The 17,033-nt window shown below is 58.3% G+C and carries 15 protein-coding genes; 7 read left to right on the top strand and 8 right to left on the bottom strand.

Annotated elements, in window-relative coordinates:
* Positions 1 to 2: 2 nt before the first annotated feature.
* From alg8 to yaaA, 3 genes are all read right to left on the bottom strand, one after another.
* Entirely contained in the window at positions 3 to 1,484 is a 1,482-nt protein-coding gene (gene alg8, locus ACOYXJ_RS04350) for a mannuronan synthase (RefSeq protein ID WP_163004737.1), read from the bottom strand.
* A 98-nt stretch (positions 1,485 to 1,582) separates the two neighbouring features.
* On the bottom strand, positions 1,583 to 2,899 hold the full coding sequence (locus ACOYXJ_RS04345) for a nucleotide sugar dehydrogenase (protein WP_007914305.1): 1,317 nt from the start codon (positions 2,897 to 2,899) through the stop codon (positions 1,583 to 1,585).
* Positions 2,900 to 3,709: 810 nt separating this feature from the next.
* Complete coding sequence (gene yaaA, locus ACOYXJ_RS04340; protein WP_150650157.1) at positions 3,710 to 4,489, bottom strand: peroxide stress protein YaaA; 780 nt, start codon at positions 4,487 to 4,489, stop codon at positions 3,710 to 3,712.
* Between the two features lie 328 nt (positions 4,490 to 4,817).
* Here yaaA and ACOYXJ_RS04335 point away from each other — a divergent pair, with 328 nt between their 5' ends.
* The 6 genes from ACOYXJ_RS04335 to ACOYXJ_RS04310 all read left to right on the top strand — a co-directional run bounded on the left by ACOYXJ_RS04335 (position 4,818) and on the right by ACOYXJ_RS04310 (position 10,100).
* Positions 4,818 to 5,942: a polysaccharide deacetylase family protein gene (locus ACOYXJ_RS04335; protein WP_460368080.1), complete on the top strand. Its 1,125-nt coding sequence runs from the start codon at positions 4,818 to 4,820 to the stop codon at positions 5,940 to 5,942.
* Positions 5,943 to 6,279: 337 nt separating this feature from the next.
* Positions 6,280 to 7,674, top strand: a complete 1,395-nt coding sequence (locus ACOYXJ_RS04330; RefSeq protein WP_122598021.1) for a PhoH family protein — start codon at positions 6,280 to 6,282, stop codon at positions 7,672 to 7,674.
* A 239-nt stretch (positions 7,675 to 7,913) separates the two neighbouring features.
* On the top strand, positions 7,914 to 8,387 hold the full coding sequence (gene moaC / locus ACOYXJ_RS04325) for a cyclic pyranopterin monophosphate synthase MoaC (RefSeq protein WP_007914310.1): 474 nt from the start codon (positions 7,914 to 7,916) through the stop codon (positions 8,385 to 8,387).
* Positions 8,384 to 8,626, top strand: coding sequence for a molybdopterin converting factor subunit 1 (gene moaD, locus ACOYXJ_RS04320; protein ID WP_150792412.1), 243 nt, complete (start codon positions 8,384 to 8,386; stop codon positions 8,624 to 8,626). The genes moaC and moaD overlap by 4 nt, the downstream gene beginning before the upstream one ends.
* Positions 8,627 to 8,629: 3 nt before the next feature.
* On the top strand, positions 8,630 to 9,082 hold the full coding sequence (moaE, locus tag ACOYXJ_RS04315) for a molybdopterin synthase catalytic subunit MoaE (RefSeq protein WP_038357637.1): 453 nt from the start codon (positions 8,630 to 8,632) through the stop codon (positions 9,080 to 9,082).
* 241 nt (positions 9,083 to 9,323) lie between these two features.
* Positions 9,324 to 10,100: an ABC transporter substrate-binding protein gene (locus ACOYXJ_RS04310; protein ID WP_095119386.1), complete on the top strand. Its 777-nt coding sequence runs from the start codon at positions 9,324 to 9,326 to the stop codon at positions 10,098 to 10,100.
* A gap of 92 nt (positions 10,101 to 10,192) precedes the next feature.
* On the opposite strand, the gene ACOYXJ_RS04305 is transcribed toward ACOYXJ_RS04310, so the two are convergent.
* The 5 genes from ACOYXJ_RS04305 to ACOYXJ_RS04285 all read right to left on the bottom strand — a co-directional run bounded on the left by ACOYXJ_RS04305 (position 10,193) and on the right by ACOYXJ_RS04285 (position 15,525).
* Entirely contained in the window at positions 10,193 to 10,819 is a 627-nt protein-coding gene (locus tag ACOYXJ_RS04305; RefSeq protein WP_007914317.1) for a helix-turn-helix transcriptional regulator, read from the bottom strand.
* Between the two features lie 93 nt (positions 10,820 to 10,912).
* Positions 10,913 to 12,040, bottom strand: coding sequence for an NAD(P)/FAD-dependent oxidoreductase (locus tag ACOYXJ_RS04300; RefSeq protein WP_460368076.1), 1,128 nt, complete (start codon positions 12,038 to 12,040; stop codon positions 10,913 to 10,915).
* Positions 12,041 to 12,211: 171 nt separating this feature from the next.
* Positions 12,212 to 13,156, bottom strand: coding sequence for an ornithine cyclodeaminase family protein (locus tag ACOYXJ_RS04295; protein WP_460368074.1), 945 nt, complete (start codon positions 13,154 to 13,156; stop codon positions 12,212 to 12,214).
* Between the two features lie 136 nt (positions 13,157 to 13,292).
* Entirely contained in the window at positions 13,293 to 14,771 is a 1,479-nt protein-coding gene (gene rhlB / locus ACOYXJ_RS04290; protein ID WP_095119383.1) for an ATP-dependent RNA helicase RhlB, read from the bottom strand.
* A 97-nt stretch (positions 14,772 to 14,868) separates the two neighbouring features.
* A complete protein-coding gene (locus tag ACOYXJ_RS04285) occupies positions 14,869 to 15,525 on the bottom strand; it encodes an alpha/beta hydrolase (RefSeq protein ID WP_095119382.1) in 657 nt (218 codons plus the stop codon).
* Between the two features lie 468 nt (positions 15,526 to 15,993).
* On the opposite strand from ACOYXJ_RS04285, the gene ACOYXJ_RS04280 reads away from it, so the two are divergent.
* Entirely contained in the window at positions 15,994 to 17,025 is a 1,032-nt protein-coding gene (locus tag ACOYXJ_RS04280) for an amino acid ABC transporter substrate-binding protein (RefSeq protein ID WP_007914328.1), read from the top strand.
* Positions 17,026 to 17,033 lie beyond the last annotated feature (8 nt).

The following is a 17,033-nucleotide window of genomic DNA, read 5'->3' as shown; positions in this document are numbered from 1 at the left end:
GGTCAGACCATCATCAGCAGCACGGCGACGAAAATGCTGCCGGCGGAGAAGGTCATGGTCCGAGACGACCAGGTGTTGAACCAACGTTGAAAGCTGGCGAGATCACGGGTCAGGGATGTGGGTTGGCGCGTCCAGGACTGTTGGTCGAGGCGGAAGAACACGTAGATCTTCACCAGCGCGCCAACGATCTGGTTGTAATAAAGAATCGCCGGGTAAGCCGGGCCGATGCGGTGACCGGAACACGACAACAGCAATGTCAGGATCAGGCGGGTGATGCCGATCCACAGCAGGTACACCAGGATGAACGCGGTGCCGTATTTGAAGCTGGCGATGATCGCCACGGTCAGGCCGAGCAAGGAGGTCCACATCGATACGCGTTGATCGAACAGCACCACCGAGGTGAACGCGCCGAGACGTTTCACACCCAGGCCCAGTGCTCGCGAGTTCTGGCGCAGGTTGTTGCCGTACCAGCGGAACATCAGTTTGCGGCTGGCCTTGATGAAGCTCTTTTCCGGCGGGTGTTCAACGGTGTTGATCGCCGCGTCAGGCACGTAGAAGGTGTCGTAACCGAGGCGCATCAGGCTGAACCAGCTCGACTTGTCGTCACCGGTCAAGAACTTGAAGCGGCCCAGACGCCAGTGTTGCAGCGAGTCGCTTTCAACGTCGGCGATGAATTCCGGGTTGGTCACCACGGTGGCGCGGAACACCGACATACGACCGGTCATGGTCAGTACGCGTTTGGACAGGGCCATCGAGCACATGTTGATGTGGCGCTGGGCGAAACGCAGCTTGTGCCATTCGCTCATGATGTAGCCGCCGCGCACTTCGCAGAACTCGTTGGTGGTCAGGCCGCCGACGTTGCCGAACAGCTGGAACCACGGCACGGTCTTGCGCACGGTGCCTTCGCCGAGCACGGTGTCGCCATCGATCACGGCAACCACGGCGCGGTCGTCCGGCAGGTGACGGGAGATCGCGCGGAAACCATAGGCCAGGCCATCACGTTTGCCGGTGCCGGGAATGCGCACGAAGTCGAGCTTGACGCGGTCGGGCGGATTCATCCGCGCCCACAGTGCCTTGACCAGCAGCTCATCGGACATTTCCACGATCGAGCAGACCACGGTGGTCGGCAGTTCGCAGTCGATGGCTTCACGGATCACCGAGCTGTAGACCTGCGCCGTGGTGAGCGCGTCGATACGGAAACTGGTGACCATCAGGAACACATGCGACGGGTCCGCCGCCTTACCCAGTTTGCGCACTTTGCGGCGCAGGTGCGGGTAAACGATGTAGAGAAAAATCATGCCGCGCACAAAATGCGTTGCACCCATCGAGTAGCGCCAGATACCCACGGCGCCAATCAGGAAAATGAAGTCCTTCGACTCGGAGTCGAATGTGGACGTGGGCAGCATCAAGGCCAGGCCCATCAGCAGACTGAGATAAAAAAGCCAGCCGGCTGATTGCAGAAAAAAATGTTTGAGCTTGGTCATCAACGTCATCCGAAGGTGAGAAGGCTTCAAGCCGCAAGCTTCGAGCTGCAAGCGGAACGCTTTGGCTTGCAGCTCGAGGCTTGTCGCTTAGGGCTGCTTTACCAGCAGATACCCTCGGTGCGCGTACCAGCGTCGGTGGCTTTGGCCATGAAGCCCACCAGGTCGATGACCTGTTTGCCGTGCGGCGCTTGCTGCGCCAACGGGCGGAACTTCTCGTCGCGGTTGCCGAGGATGATTACGTCGGAGTTGTCGATCACCGAATCGAAGTCCGCGTTGAGCAGGGACGAAACGTGCGGGATCTTCGACTCGATGTAGTCCTTGTTCGCGCCGTGAACACGGGCGTACTCGACGTTGCTGTCGTAGATGCTCAGGTCGTAACCCTTGCCGATCAGCATCTCGGCCAGTTCCACCAGCGGGCTTTCGCGCAGGTCGTCGGTGCCGGCCTTGAAGCTCAGACCGAGCAGGGCGACTTTGCGTTTGTCGTGGCTTTCAACGATGTCGAAGGCGTTCTGCACTTGCGATTCGTTGCTGCGCATCAGCGAGTTGAGCAGCGGCGCTTCGACGTCCAGGGAACCGGCGCGGTAGGTCAGGGCGCGCACGTCTTTTGGCAGGCACGAACCGCCGAAGGCGAAGCCCGGGCGCATGTAGTACTGGGACAGGTTGAGGGTCTTGTCCTGGCAGACCACTTCCATCACTTCACGGCCATCGACGCCGACGGCTTTGGCGATGTTGCCGATCTCGTTGGCGAAGGTCACTTTGGTCGCGTGCCAGACGTTGCAGGTGTACTTGATCATCTCGGCAACGGCGATGTCCTTGCGGATGATCGGTGCGTCGAGTTCTTCGTACAGCGATTGCAGAACGTCGCCCGAGGCCTTGTCGAACTCGCCGATGACGGTCATCGGTGGCAGGTCGTAATCGGCAATGGCGGTGGATTCACGCAGGAACTCAGGGTTGACCGCAACGCCGAAATCGACACCGGCCTTCTTGCCCGAGCAGTCTTCAAGAATCGGGATCACCACGTTGGCAACAGTGCCCGGCAGTACGGTGCTGCGCACGACGATGGTGTGGCGGGTGGTTTTTTCACGCAGAACAAAACCGATCTCGCGGCATACCGCTTCGATGTAGTTCAGCTCGAGGTCGCCGTTCTTTTTGCTCGGCGTGCCAACGCAGATCATCGACAAGTCAGTGTCACGAATCGCTTCGGCGAAGTTGGTCGTGCCACGCAGACGACCGGTCTGGATACCCTGTTGCAGAAGTTCGCCCAGGCCCGGTTCTACAATCGGCGATTTGCCGGCGTTGATCATGTCGATCTTGTCTTTGGCAACATCGACGCCAACTACGTCATGGCCCCGTGCAGACAGGCAACCGGCACATACTGCGCCAACGTAACCCAAACCAAATATGCTGATGCGCATCGCAATTACCTCTGTATATATCAGGCCTTAGAGGGCCGGAGTTAATGGTGTTCAGCGTTCATTAGTGCACTCGAAAGTGCGGCATACAGGCGCCACAATGCCGTGTGCAGGCATACTAAGTTTCGAGTGTCTAAATAAGTGCACTCAAGATGTGCGCAACCAGGCCTTGTTGTTATGACTTGCCCTGTTATGCAGCCGATCTTCTTTGGAGAAGACTCTTGTGCAATCGTCTTGCGCGCTCGATGTCAGGATTAAAGTCCCGTGAATCAAGCGGTTGGGTGCTCAGGCGAGCACGTTTATAAGGGCGCGGCCATGGCCTTTGTAGGGGATATAAATGGTGCGTATCTCCTGTCCATCGTCTGTTTTGAGACTAGTTAGTCATCTAGGCAAGTTGCTGTGACAACTTGGTTACATGGCTATCTGCTCTGCGTAAGTTATCTCGTACAAACTCGGCGAGAATCGTTACCGGTGGTATGAGCTATGCATTCGGACGAAGTTCCTGCCCGCTCATCGCGAAAACTGAAATTTCTTGAAATATTGTCATAGATGGCACTAGTCTCAATTTGATAGCACTTTCGTTTTCGACCTTTAATAACAGGCGAAAAATCACGTTAGATAGTTTTGTGCCACTACGGTGAAAAAATTTAGGTGCCACTACTGAAAAAAATGATCAGTGTCGAGTGAAACTAATCTTAGAAAAGACAGGGTGGTTTTTTTGGCGCCAGTAAAATGGCGAAATAAGGCGAGGGATTTTTGACAGCGTGCAGGCTGCACGACTCTTTATAGAAAGAGTCGTGCAATAGGCATGCTTTATTCGGGGGCGTGGTCGCGCAGAAATACCAGATTGTCGGGTTTCGACTGTTCGGCGCTGTAGCGATAACCCTGCACATCGAACTGCTTGAGCAGGGCCGGATCGTTGATCTTTTCCTGAATCACGAAACGGCTCATCAGGCCCCGCGCTTTCTTCGCGTAGAAACTGATGATCTTGTACTGGCCGTTCTTCTGATCCTTGAACTCGGTGTTGATGATCCGCGCGTTCAGAGCTGTGCGCTTGACCGCCGAGAAGTACTCGTTGGAAGCGAGGTTGAGAAGCACGTCATCGCCCTGATCGGCCAGTGCTTCGTTCAACCACTCGCTGATGCGCGTGCCCCAGAAGGCGTACAGATCTTTGCCACGGGCGTTGGCCAGTTTTGTGCCCATTTCCAGGCGATACGGCTGCATCAGGTCGAGCGGGCGCAGCAGGCCGTAGAGGCCGGAGAGCATACGCAAGTGTTTTTGCGCGTAGTCGAAGTTGGCTTCGCTGAAGGATTGCGCGTCGAGACCGGTATAGACGTCACCCTTGAACGCGAGCAGCGCCTGCTTGGCGTTTTCCGGGGTGAACGCGGGTGTCCAGCTGCCGAAACGCGCGGCGTTGAGCCCGCCGATCTTGTCGGACACATGCATCAGTTCGCTGATCTGCGCCGGCGTCAGCTCGCGCAATTGCTGGATCAGTTCCTGAGAGTGGTCGAGATATTGCGGCTGGGTGAAGCGCTGGGTCGCCGGCGGTGTTTCGTAATCGAGGGTCTTGGCTGGGGAAATCACCATCAGCATGAAGTCGTCTCCTTTAATCGTGGGGGCGATTCTAGGGGGTTGTCGGTGTTGACTCCAGCTATGGGGGTAATAGGTGTGGGGAAGCTCGGGCATTTGCGACGGCTGGTGGATTTTTCCCTCACCCCAGCCCTCTCCCGGAGGGAGAGGGAGCCGATCTTCGTTGGTTTCAAAATTTGAGTTCGACTCGGTAGTTCCGATTGGCGGATATCGAAAGCGATACTCGGTCAGCTCCCTCTCCCTCCGGGAGAGGGCTGGGGTGAGGGCGGCGTCCTTCAGCCTTGCACATCAGCTATAGTGCCGCGCGGGTTTTGTTATGGAGACATCCCTTTTGCGCATTGTTCTTTTATTCACCGCGTGGCTTTTGAGCTTCGGTGCCATCGCGGCGCCGGGTGATGTGGCGACGCTGGATCGCAGCACCTGGCCGGAGCAGCTCAGCAATCCGACGCTGTTTGATGTGGCTTCACGGGCAGAAATCCTCATGTTCGCCCGTGGCCTGCTCGGTACCGAATCGATGGACGAAGCCGCTTTGGCTCAGCGTCTGGGCCTGCGCACGATCAACATCGACGCGATCAACAGCCTGCGCCAGCGTCTCTGGCAGCGCTTGTTGGCCAACTACAACTACGCCCAGCAAAGCTGCGATCAGGACGCCTCGTTCTGTTTCCTCGTCGAAGACCTGCCGACCCTGCGTGAGCAAGCGGCCAAGTTCGTGGTCAGTGACGACAGCTATTACACCAAGTGGGCCGAGCCGAGCCGGATCTTCCATTTGCAGTATCTGGACGAACTGATGCGCAAGGCGGCGCTGTCACCGCAGACCAGCAGCGAAATCGATCGTTTCGGCGACTACGAGCGCAACGGCGACGAGATGCATGACCGGCTGTTTTTGCTGACCTTCGACAGCGCCGCCAACCTGCAACCGGACAACACTGACTGGCTTACCGAATACCTGCGCAAGTCCAACCTGAGCGGCACGTTCTTTGTGTTGGGCAAGGATATTCAGGCGCGGCTGGCCGATCGTTCAGTCAGCAGTCTGCAGGCGGGCTTTTCGAAACAGTGCGTCGGCGTGCAGGGGTGGGAGTTCCGTTCCCACAGCCACTGGCAGGACTGGCAGGATTCGGTGCGACGCAGCGCTGACCTGGTGAAGAGCAAGTTGCCGGAAAACTATGTGCCGCTGTTCCGCCCGCCGGAAGGTCAGCGGCGCAGCGACGCCCAAGGTTTCTTCAACACTCAGGGCTTGCAAGTCGCGTTATGGGACATAGACGCCCAGGACGGCGCCGGCAAACTCAAGGGCGCACCAAGCGCGCAGCGGGTGCTGACCCTGATGCTGCTGTGGCGTCACGGGGTGATCAATTTCAACATGAAACAGGACGCGGTGAAGACCTCGTTGCCGTGGCTGATCACGCAAACCGCGCAGAGCGGCATCGGTTGGGAAGATTGTCAGGACGCGTTTCGCTGAGAAACGGCAAAAGCCCGGAAACATTGGGCTTGGGGTGATTTTTTACGGGATTTCGGTGCAGGCGGACTTCCGACTTTAGCGGGGTCTGGGCAGTCCGCCAAGGGCTTTTCGTCACTCTGCAAAATAAACTTAAAAAAACCGTCAAAGTACTTTTTTATGTCATCGGTTTTGGAGTATTACGAAGACAGACCGCCGAAACCTGCAACACAGGTGGCGTCTTCCAAGACCCGTTTGTTTGCAGTCACTTGAATCTCCGCAGGTGAGATTTCGGCAGTCACTTCGAGGCGCAGCACCGCTCAGGTATTGCGTCTACTGGCTCTGACAAAGGTGACCGAGTATGGATGATCACGGACGTAGCCCTTCCTCCAACCAGCCAATCCTTTATGTACTCGATACCAACGTATTGATTCACGATCCAAACGCCCTGCTGAATTTCGAAGAACACCACGTCGCGATCCCGATGACCGTGCTTGAAGAGCTGGACAAGCTCAAGAGCGGGCATCACAGCGTGGCCGCTGAATGCCGTCAGGCCATCCGGCTGATCGACAAGACCCTGGGCGATGCTTCCCCGGAAGATGTCGAGCTGGGTGTGCCGATCCAGCGCGGCAAGGGCGGGCCGAAGGGCTTGCTGTCAATTCTGATGAGCAAGCAGGCCGAATCGAACCTGATTCTGCCAGAGCATCTGAACGACAACAAAATCATCAACCAACTGATCGACCTGCACACCCGCGACCCGAAAAAACCGGTGGTGCTGGTCACCAAAGACATCAACATGCGCCTCAAGGCGCGCGCTTGCGGTATTGCCTCCGAGGACTACAGCACCGACCAACTGGTCGATGACGTGTCCCTGCTGCCCAACGGCTACCACAACATGACCGGCTCTTTCTGGGACCGCGTGAGCAAGGTTGATACCCGTCAGGATCACGGCCGCACCTGGCATCAAGTGCAACTGATCGACAACTTGCCGGCGGTGCACATCAACGAGTTCATCATTGATGAGCAGGGCTTTGTCGGCTGGATCAAGGAGATTGACGAGGCCAAACTGCTGATCCTCGACCTGCACCAGGAACCGCTGCTGCATCAAGAAGCGTGGGGGCTCAAGCCACGCGATATCTATCAAAGCCTGGCGCTGTACGCGCTGCTGGATCCGGACATTCATCTGGTCAATCTGTCGGGTGCCGCCGGTTCCGGGAAAACCATTCTGGCACTGGCCGCAGCGATCGAGCAGACCATGGTCAGCAAGCGTTATCGCCGCATCATCGCGACCCGTAGCGTTCAGGGCCTGGATCAGGAAATCGGCTTCCTGCCCGGTACCGAAGCGGAAAAAATGGAGCCGTGGCTGGGCGCCATCACTGACAACCTCGAAGCCTTGCACATGGATGACGAAAACACTCATGGCAGCGTCGATTACATCCTCAGCAAAGTGCCGTTGCAGTTCAAATCGCTCAACTACATTCGCGGTCGCAGCTTCCAGCAGAGCCTGATCCTGATCGACGAATGCCAGAACCTCACGCCGCACCAGATGAAAACCATCATCACCCGTGCCGGCGCCGGTTCCAAAGTGGTGTGCCTGGGCAACCTCGCACAGATCGACACCCCTTACCTGTCCGCGACCAGTTCCGGGCTGACCTACCTGACCGAACGCTTCAAGGATTTCCCCAACGGTGTGCACATCACCCTGCAAGGGGTGCCACGTTCGATTCTGGCCGAATACGCCGAATCGCATCTTTAACCCTTCATCCAAAACCGGGCGGCCAAAAAAGCCGCCCGGTTTTTTTATGGATAAATGCATATCCCCTGTGGGAGCGAGCCTGCTCGCGAATGCGGTGTATCAGTCGACATCTATAGTGAATCTGAATCCGCTTTCGCGAGCAGGCTCGCTCCCACAGGGGCAACGGTGATTTCATAATCAGTGATGCAGAAATTTGACCCGCAGGTTTACAATCGACGCTCCTGATCAGGAGTAATCCCGTGCTGACTCATCTCGATTCCCAAGGTCGCGCCAACATGGTCGACGTCACCGAAAAAGCCGTGACGTTCCGTGAAGCGACGGCCCAAGCGCTGGTGCGCATGCTCCCCGCAACGTTGCAAATGATTGTCAGCGGCGGCCATCCCAAGGGTGACGTGTTCGCCGTGGCGCGCATTGCCGGCATTCAGGCGGCGAAGAAAACCAGCGATCTGATTCCCCTGTGCCATCCGTTGATGCTTACTGGCGTCAAAGTCGAACTCAGTGCCGACGGCGAAGACACCGTGCGCATCGTCGCCCGTTGCAAACTGTCCGGGCAGACCGGTGTGGAAATGGAAGCACTGACTGCCGCCAGCGTCGCCGCACTGACCATCTACGACATGTGCAAAGCCGTCGATCGCGGCATGACCATCGAAAGCGTGCGCCTGCTGGAGAAGGTCGGCGGCAAGAGCGGGCACTTCCAGGCGGAGCAGCCATGAACCTGACCGTGAAGTTTTTTGCCCGTTACCGTGAAGCGCTGGGTGTGGACTCGCTGAAGGTTGAGGGTGATTTCGCTACCGTCGACGACGTGCGAGCGCTGCTGGCGCAACGTGACGGCGCCGAGGTGCTGAGCGAACAAAACCTGATGTGTGCACGCAACGAAGACCTCTGCCAGCTCGACGAACCAGTGACCGACGGCGACGAAGTTGCGTTTTTCCCTACCGTGACCGGAGGCTGAGCCATGGCGATTCGCGTGCAGGCCACGCCGTTCGATCCGGGCGCTGAAGTCAACGCGATGCACGCGGCCAACGTCGGCGTCGGCGCGGTGGTGAGTTTTGTCGGCTACGTGCGCGACTTCAATGATGGGCTGGATGTGGCAGGGATGTTCCTTGAACACTATCCGGGCATGACCGAAAAAGCCCTCGGCAAGATCGCCATCGAAGCCGAACAGCGCTGGCCGCTGCTAAAACTGGAAGTGCTGCACCGCATCGGCGCGCTGGAACCGGGCGAACCGATCGTCTTCGTCGGCGCCGCCAGCGCCCATCGCCAGGCTGCCTTCGATGCCTGCGCCTTCGTCATGGACTACCTGAAAACCCGTGCACCGTTCTGGAAGAAAGAAAACACCAGTGACGGCCCGCGCTGGGTTGAGGGGCGGGACAGTGATCATGCCGCCGCGGATCGCTGGAAGAAATAAACCCTGAGTCGCCCTCTAGTCAGCCATCGCGAGCAGGCTCACTCCTACAATTGGAATGCGTTCCCCCTGTAGGAGTGAGCCTGCTCGCGATGACGTCATTTGCAACACCAAAAACCTCTGTCTTTGCCTGATTGACTGCCTGTACATATAAGTCCAATATGGATTTATAAGTACAAAAAAGTATCTCCCTCCGTTTCAGCTCTTTCTTGCCAAACCAACAACAACCCGCGAGAGAACGAACATGAAGAAACTCCCCCTCATCACCGGTCTGGCCCTCAGCCTGTTGGCCTCAGCCAGCGTGTTCGCCGCCGAGCAAACCCTGCGTATCGGCATCGAAGCCGCCTACCCGCCATTTGCCTCGAAAACCGACAAGGGCGAAATCGTCGGTTTCGACTACGACATCGGTAACGCTCTTTGCGCGCAGATGAAGGTCAAGTGCGTGTGGGTCGAAGGTGAGTTCGACGGCCTGATTCCCTCGCTGAAAGTGAAGAAAATCGACATGGCGCTGTCCTCGATGACCATCAACGAAGACCGCAAGAAGTCGGTGGATTTCAGCCACAAGTACTACTTCACCTCGTCGCGGCTGGTGATGAAAGAAGGCGCCAGCGTTGACGATCAATACGCCAGCCTTAAGGGCAAGAACGTCGGCGTGCAGCGCGCGACTACCACTGATCGTTATGCCACCGAGGTGTTCGAACCGAAAGGTATCAACGTCAAGCGCTACAGCAACAACGAAGAGATCTACATGGACCTGGCAGCGGGGCGGCTGGATGCGATTTTTGCTGACACCATTCCGCTGAATGACTTCCTGTCGATGCCGCGTGGCAAGGGTTATGCGTTTGTCGGGCCTGAGTTGAAGGATCCGAAGTACGTGGGCGAGGGGGCCGGGATTGCAGTGCGCAAAGGCAATGCCGAGCTGGTCAGCCAGTTGAATGGCGCGATTGATGGCATTCGCGCGAGTGGCGAGTATCAGAAGATTTCCGAGAAGTATTTCAAGTCCGACATTTACGGCGACTGATAAAAAAGATCGCAACCTTCGGCAGATCCTACAGGGGAATGAGTTCTTCTGTAGGAGCTGCCGCAGGCTGCGATCTCTTGATCTTAAGCCCTTCAGCCCTTCAGCTCTTTCAGATGTTTGTACACCGTCGCCCGCCCCATGTTTAGCACATTGGCCACATAGTTCGAGGCGCTCTTGCCTTTGAACGCGCCTTCGGCGTGCAGTGCCAGCACCAGTTCACGCTTGTGATCGCGGGTCAGCACATTCAGGCTCAGTTGCCGCTCACGCAGCCAGGCGTGGAGGAAAGTGTTGATGCGCTCCTGCCAGTCATCACGAAACAGTGAGTCCGGTTGTGGAATCAGCTTGCTCGGCGAGAGGAACAGGTCCAGCGCCGCCTTGGCATTTTCGAACAGCGAAATATTCAAGTTGATGCACAGCACCGCCAGCGGCAGGCCTTCGCTGTCGCGCAGGACGCTGCTCAGGCTGCGAATCTTCTGGCCGTCCCAATTGAGCTTCTCGTACGGGCCGATATTGCGGTCGCTGACATCCTCGCTGAGCATGTCCTCCAGTGAGGAGTCGTCGCCGATCTCGCGTTTGGACAGGTTGTTGGCGATGTAGTCGACCTTCTGCGTGCGCAGGTCGTGCAGCACCACTTCGGCGTGCGGAAAGAACAGTGTGGCGATGGCATCGGCGATGGCGCGGAAGTTATCCAGGGCCGGGTCGAATTCAGGGGCGGTCATGACAGTGGAACTCCAGGCAGCGTCAACGCCCCCGTGATCAGGAGGCGCTGCGAGTGTGCCGCAATCCGTTGGGCGCGTCATCCGGATGGACGATCAGGCGAGGCGGGCAGGGGAGAGCATGGCGCTGCTCAGGCCGAAGTCACGCAAATGCTCGGGCAAAGGCTCGCCGCGCACCAATGCCGCACTGGCCAGTCCCATGGCCGGCGAAGTCTGGATACCATAACCACCCTGCGCCGCGACCCAGAATAGCCCCGGCACCTGCTGATCGAAACCACTGAGCAAATCACTGTCGGCAACGAAACTGCGCAGCCCGGCCCAGGTGCGCGTCGGGCGGCGGATGGTCAGGGTGGTGGCTTCTTCGATCTGGTAAATGCCCATGGCGATGTCCAGCTCTTCCGGCTGCACGTCGTGGGGCTCGACCGGGTCGGCGTTGGCCGGTGAACCGAGGAACATGCCGGCGTCAGGCTTCATATAGAAGGACTCGTCGAGGCTGACCAGCACCGGCCAGTGATGAATGTCGACGCCTTCGGGGCCGGCGAAGATGAATGCGGCGCGGCGTTTCGGTTGCAGGCCCAGCGGCTTGGCACCGGCCAGTGCGCCGATCTTGTCGGCCCAGGCGCCGGCGGCGTTGATGATCACTGGTGCGCTGAAGGTCTGGCCGTTGGTTTGTACGTGCCAGAGGCCGTCGGCGTCGCGGTTCAGGCCGAGTACTTCGCAATCGGTGTGCACTTCGCCGTTATTGCGACGAATGCCACGCAGGTAGCCCTGATGCAAGGCGTCGGTGTCGATGTCGCTGGCGCTCGGGTCGTAGATCGCGCCGTGGACTTTTTCCCGGCGCAGGATTGGCAGCCTCGCACAGGCTTCGTCGGCGCTGAGCAATTGCATCTCCGGCACGGTGGCTTTGGCGCTGAGGTATTGGTTGTTCAGTTCGGCGGCATCACCGGTGAAATCCACGGTCATTTCGCCGCGTGGGCTCAACAGTGGGTGTTCGCAGAATCCGCTGGGCGGGTTTTCGAAAAACGCCCGGCTGGCCTGGGTCAGCGCGCGTACTTGTGGTGTGCCGTACGCGGCGGTGAACAGCGCGGCGGAGCGCCCGGTGGAGTGATAGGCCGGGTGGGATTCACGTTCGAGCACGATCACTTTACCGTGCGGCGACAGCCAGAAACCGCTGGAAGCGCCGGCAATTCCGCCGCCGATGATGATGAAATCTGCCTGGCTCATGGAAAAACTCCAAAATTATCGGGGTTCTCTGGGGATCTGTCATTGGCAACTCCCCAATCGGAATGCGATCCCTGTAGGAGCTGCCGAAGGCTGCGATCTTTTGATCTGGTTTTTTAAGATCAAGATCAAAAGATCGCAGCCTTTGGCAGCTCCTACAGGGGATTTGTGGTGTTAGTGGGTCAAGCGATAAATCGCATTGGCGAGGGCAATGTCTTCCAGGCCAAGGCCGATTGAACGGAAGAACACGTGACGATCGTCATCCGGGCGCTGCACTTTCTCGCTGAGCAAATCCGCCAGATCGCCAACAATCGAATCCTTGCTCCAGCCATGCTGTTCACTGGCAATCAACATCTCACCCGCCGACCCCGGCGTGGTCAGCCGATAGTCGCAGAACACCTGCATGTCGTTGAGGCTCTGCGGCGGCACTTCATGGGCGCGCGGGGCGTTGGTACTGATCGAGGTGATCAGCGCCGGCTTGCTCAGCGCGGCGGGATCGATCACCGGCCCGGCGGACGAGGTACACAGCATGATCACATCAGCCTCGGCAATGGCCGCTTCACGGCTATCGGCAATTTTCAGATTGGGCGTGATGGCTTTCAACAGTGCCTGGGTTTGCGCGTCGGCGGACAGGCTTGGCGAATACAGGCTGATGCTCTGCCAGTCACGCAGCGATTTCACGTAGTGCAGATGCGCCTGAGCAACCTTGCCGCTGCCGATGATCGCCAGTCGCGTAGCATTTAACGGCGCGAGGGCGTCGACCGCCACGGCGGTGGTCGCGGCGGTGCGCGCGGTGGTCAGTTCACCGGCATCGCAGAGCAGTAGCGGTTGACCGGTTTTCATCGACATCAACAAGGTCCATGCCGTCACCAGCGCACCCTGTTCGCGAACGATGTACGGCGAAGTCTTCACCCCGTACACACCGTCTTCAGCCAGTACGCCCAGATAATTGATGAAGTCGCCGGCACCTTGAGGAAATTCCACCAGTTGTTGCGCCGGTTGCACGGCATTACCCGCCGCAAGATCGCGAAACAGTTTGCGCAGGATCTGCGGCACGTCGATGCGCACCAGAAGCTCGCGGGCCTGATGCTGGTCGATCACGTAGGGCGTACTGGACATGTCAGGCTCCGGAGTCTGTATTTAAACTAATTTGTCCATTATGGACTTTTAGTTTTCTCCCGCAAGCACCTCATGAAACGCCGGGCGAAAAAAAAGCGCAGTCCGTTGCCGGCTGCGCTTCTTTTATTCGTATCGCTTACTGCGGACGCTTGCGCTCAACCGCACGCAACAGATGCGTCGGCGGCGTTTCGCAGCTGATCTTGCGACCAAGCTTCTCTTCGATGGACGGCAACTGGTAGGAGTCGTCCTCACCGGCGAAGCTGATCGACACGCCATCGGCACCAGCACGACCGGTCCGGCCGATGCGGTGCACGTAGTCGTCCGGGACTTCCGGCAGGGTGAAGTTGATCACGTGGCTGATGCCGTCGATGTGAATGCCACGACCGGCCACATCAGTGGCGACCAGTACGCGAATCTTGCCCTCGCGGAAACCTTCCAGGGTCTTGATGCGCTTGTGCTGCGGCACGTCGCCGGACAACTGCGCCGCATTCACACCGTCGCGCACCAGACGCTCTTCGATACGGCGGACTTCGTCCTTGCGGTTGGCGAAGACCATCACCCGCTCCCAGCCATTATCGTTGACCAGGTTGTAGAGCAATTTGTACTTGTCGGCACCGGCCACGGCGTAGATGTGTTGCTCGACGTTTTCGCTGGCGACGTTGGTGACTTCGATTTCGACGATGGACGGATCGGTCGTCCATTGCTTTGCGAGGTTCATCACGTCTTCGGTGAAGGTCGCGGAGAACAGCAGGGTCTGGCGCTCGGACTTCGGCGGCGTCTGGCGGATGATCTGGCGCACTTGCGGGATGAAGCCCATGTCGAGCATGCGGTCGGCTTCGTCCAGCACCATCACTTCGACCATGTCCAGATGCACGTCGCCGCGCTGGTTGAAGTCGAGCAGGCGGCCCGGGGTCGCGACGAGAATGTCGCAGTGACGCGCTTCGAGGTGCTTGAGCTGCTTGTCGAAGTCCATGCCGCCAACAAACGTCATGACGTTGAGGCCGGTGTACTTGGTCAGGTCAGCGGCGTCCTTGGCGATCTGCACCACCAGCTCACGGGTCGGCGCGATGATCAGCGCACGGGGTTCGCCCATGTAGCGTTCTTTCGGCGGCGGCGTTTGCAACAGTTGGGTGATGATCGAAATCAGAAACGCGGCGGTTTTACCGGTGCCGGTCTGTGCGCGACCAATGGCGTCTTTGCCGGCGAGGGTGAAACCCAGCACCTGCGCCTGGATCGGCGTGCAATACGGGAAGCCCAGATCCTGAATGGCGTGCATCAGTTCTGGCGACAGTTTGAAATCATGGAAGCGGGTTTTGCCTTCCTGTGGCTCGACGACGAAATCTTCGAGTTTCCACGGAATAACCGGTGCCTTGGGCTTCGGTTCGCGACGCGGTCTGGCCGGTTTCGGCGCTTCGCTGCGGGCAGGTTCGGCGGCGATTGACGCGGCCGGTGCAGGTTGCGGTTCTGCCTTCGGTGCCGCTACGTGAGCGGGGCGGTCGGCCTGTGGGGCATCGCTGCGATGACCGGGGGCGTGCGACGGCGCACTGGGAACTGGCGCGAGCTGCTCAGCCTCGCTTTTACCGAACATCTTCTTGAGTGCTTTGAGCACGGTCATCTCATCAATTGGTTAAGGAATGTACGCCGGCCAGTGTAATGCAAGAAACGGGCGCGGCGTAGGGGGAGGGATCAAAGGGCGATTTTAATCTCGACGCTTAGCGCAGACGTTCGCTCAACCAGACGCCGATGTCGCGAATTTCCTCGGGTAACACTTCGTGCTCCATTGGGTATTCCTGCCATGTCACGGTGACACCATGCTTCACCAAATGCTCGTAGGCACTGCGGCCCATCGAGTTCTGCACCACGCCATCGAACTGACCGTGCAGACACAGCGCGGGAATTCGCTGCTGACTGGCTGAAAGCTGCATGTCATCGCTGAACGTCGGCGCATAAGTCGACAGAGCAAGTACACCACCCAGTGCGCCTTGCCATTTCACAAAAGCGGTGTGCAAAACGACAGCGCCACCCTGGGAAAAACCGGCAAGGAAAATCCGCGAGGCGTCTATTCCGCTGGCGCGCTCGTTTTCGATCAATTCGATGATGCGATCCGCCGATGCTTCCAACTGGTCACGGTCAATCGCCCGCGCCGGGCTCATGGCTTTAATGTCGTACCAGCTCGGCATGGCATATCCGCCATTTATCGTCACTGGAAGTGTGGGCGCCTGCGGCAGCACGAAGCGTGTGCTCAGCAAGCTTTCTTGCAGCGCTTCGGCCACTGGCAAAAAGTCATAGCGATCGGCGCCGAGGCCGTGCAGCCAGATCACGCAGGCGTCTGCGGGCTTAACAGGCTGAAGAATCAAGGGCTCGGTCATGTCTGCTCCAAATATGTGCGGGCGCTCTCATTGAGTGCGTGATTCGAGTGCGCGTCCGGTTGATCCGTTAAGAAGATGTCGCAAGGTTACAAGTTTTGCTATTGACCTGTCGTCGAATCGATTCGGCGAGCGGTGTGGTACGGGCTTTGCTATGGAACGTTCTGTACGAAGCATCCTACGCGTGGCGGTAACACTATCAGTGTACGACCCGCGACGGGATGGCAAAGAATCCGGTGATGGATGTTCGCCAATGGCCGCTACGGGCTTAGCGAACGTGAAAGGGCTACAGCCCGTTCGGCCGATTGGTGAGAAGTGAGTTGTCCATGATGTGGATTTTCTCCTACTAGACTCATAGCGAAGGTCTTACGTCGGTTGACCCCAAAAAAAGCCAACACGGGTCAACAACGCCTCAAAAGGGTGCGACTGGACTCAAGCTCCGACACAACAAGAGCAAAACTGGAGGTTTGAATGAAGATGTTGAAATCCACCCTGGCCATCGTGACTGCAGCAACAGTACTCGGTGTCAGCGGGTTCGCTCAGGCGGGTGCAACCCTGGATGCAGTGCAGAAGAAAGGTTTCGTGCAGTGTGGCGTGAGCGACGGTCTGCCGGGCTTCTCGGTACCGGACGCGACCGGCAAGATCCTCGGGATCGACGCTGACGTCTGCCGCGCTGTGGCCGCTGCCGTATTCGGCGACGCGACCAAGGTCAAGTTCAGTCAGTTGAACGCCAAGGAGCGCTTCACCGCGCTGCAATCGGGCGAGATCGACATCCTGTCGCGCAACACCACCATGACCAGTTCGCGTGACGCGGGCATGGGCCTGAAATTCCCGGGCTTCATTACCTACTACGACGGCATCGGCTTCCTGGTGAACAACAAGCTGGGCGTGAAGAGTGCCAAAGAGCTGGACGGTGCAACCATCTGCATCCAGGCCGGTACCACCACCGAGCTGAACGTTTCCGACTACTTCCGCGGCAATGGTCTGAAATACACCCCGATCACTTTCGACACCTCCGATGAAAGCGCCAAGTCGCTGGAATCCGGTCGTTGCGACGTGCTGACCTCCGACAAGTCCCAGCTGTTCGCCCAGCGCAGCAAGCTGGCGTCGCCGAAGGACTACGTGGTTCTGCCGGAAACCATTTCCAAAGAACCGCTGGGCCCGGTCGTGCGTAACGGCGACGACGAGTGGCTGGCCATCGTCCGTTGGGTTGGCTACGCGCTGCTCAACACCGAAGAAGCCGGCATCACTTCGAAAAACGTCGAAGCTGAAGCCAAGTCGACCAAGAACCCGGACGTTGCTCGTATGCTCGGCGCTGACGGCGAGTACGGCAAAGACCTGAAACTGCCGAAAGACTGGGTTGTGCAGATCGTCAAACAAGTCGGCAACTACGGCGAAATTTTCGAGAAAAACCTCGGCAAGAGCACTCCGCTGGAAATCGACCGCGGCTTGAACGCCCTGTGGAACAACGGCGGCATTCAGTACGCACCACCAGTGCGCTAATGGTTCTA

The sequence above is a fragment of the Pseudomonas sp. Tul2A7 genome, from assembly GCF_054790505.1.
The sequence above is the reverse complement of the archived record's forward strand: the minus strand, read 5'-3'. Positions and strand labels throughout refer to the sequence as shown.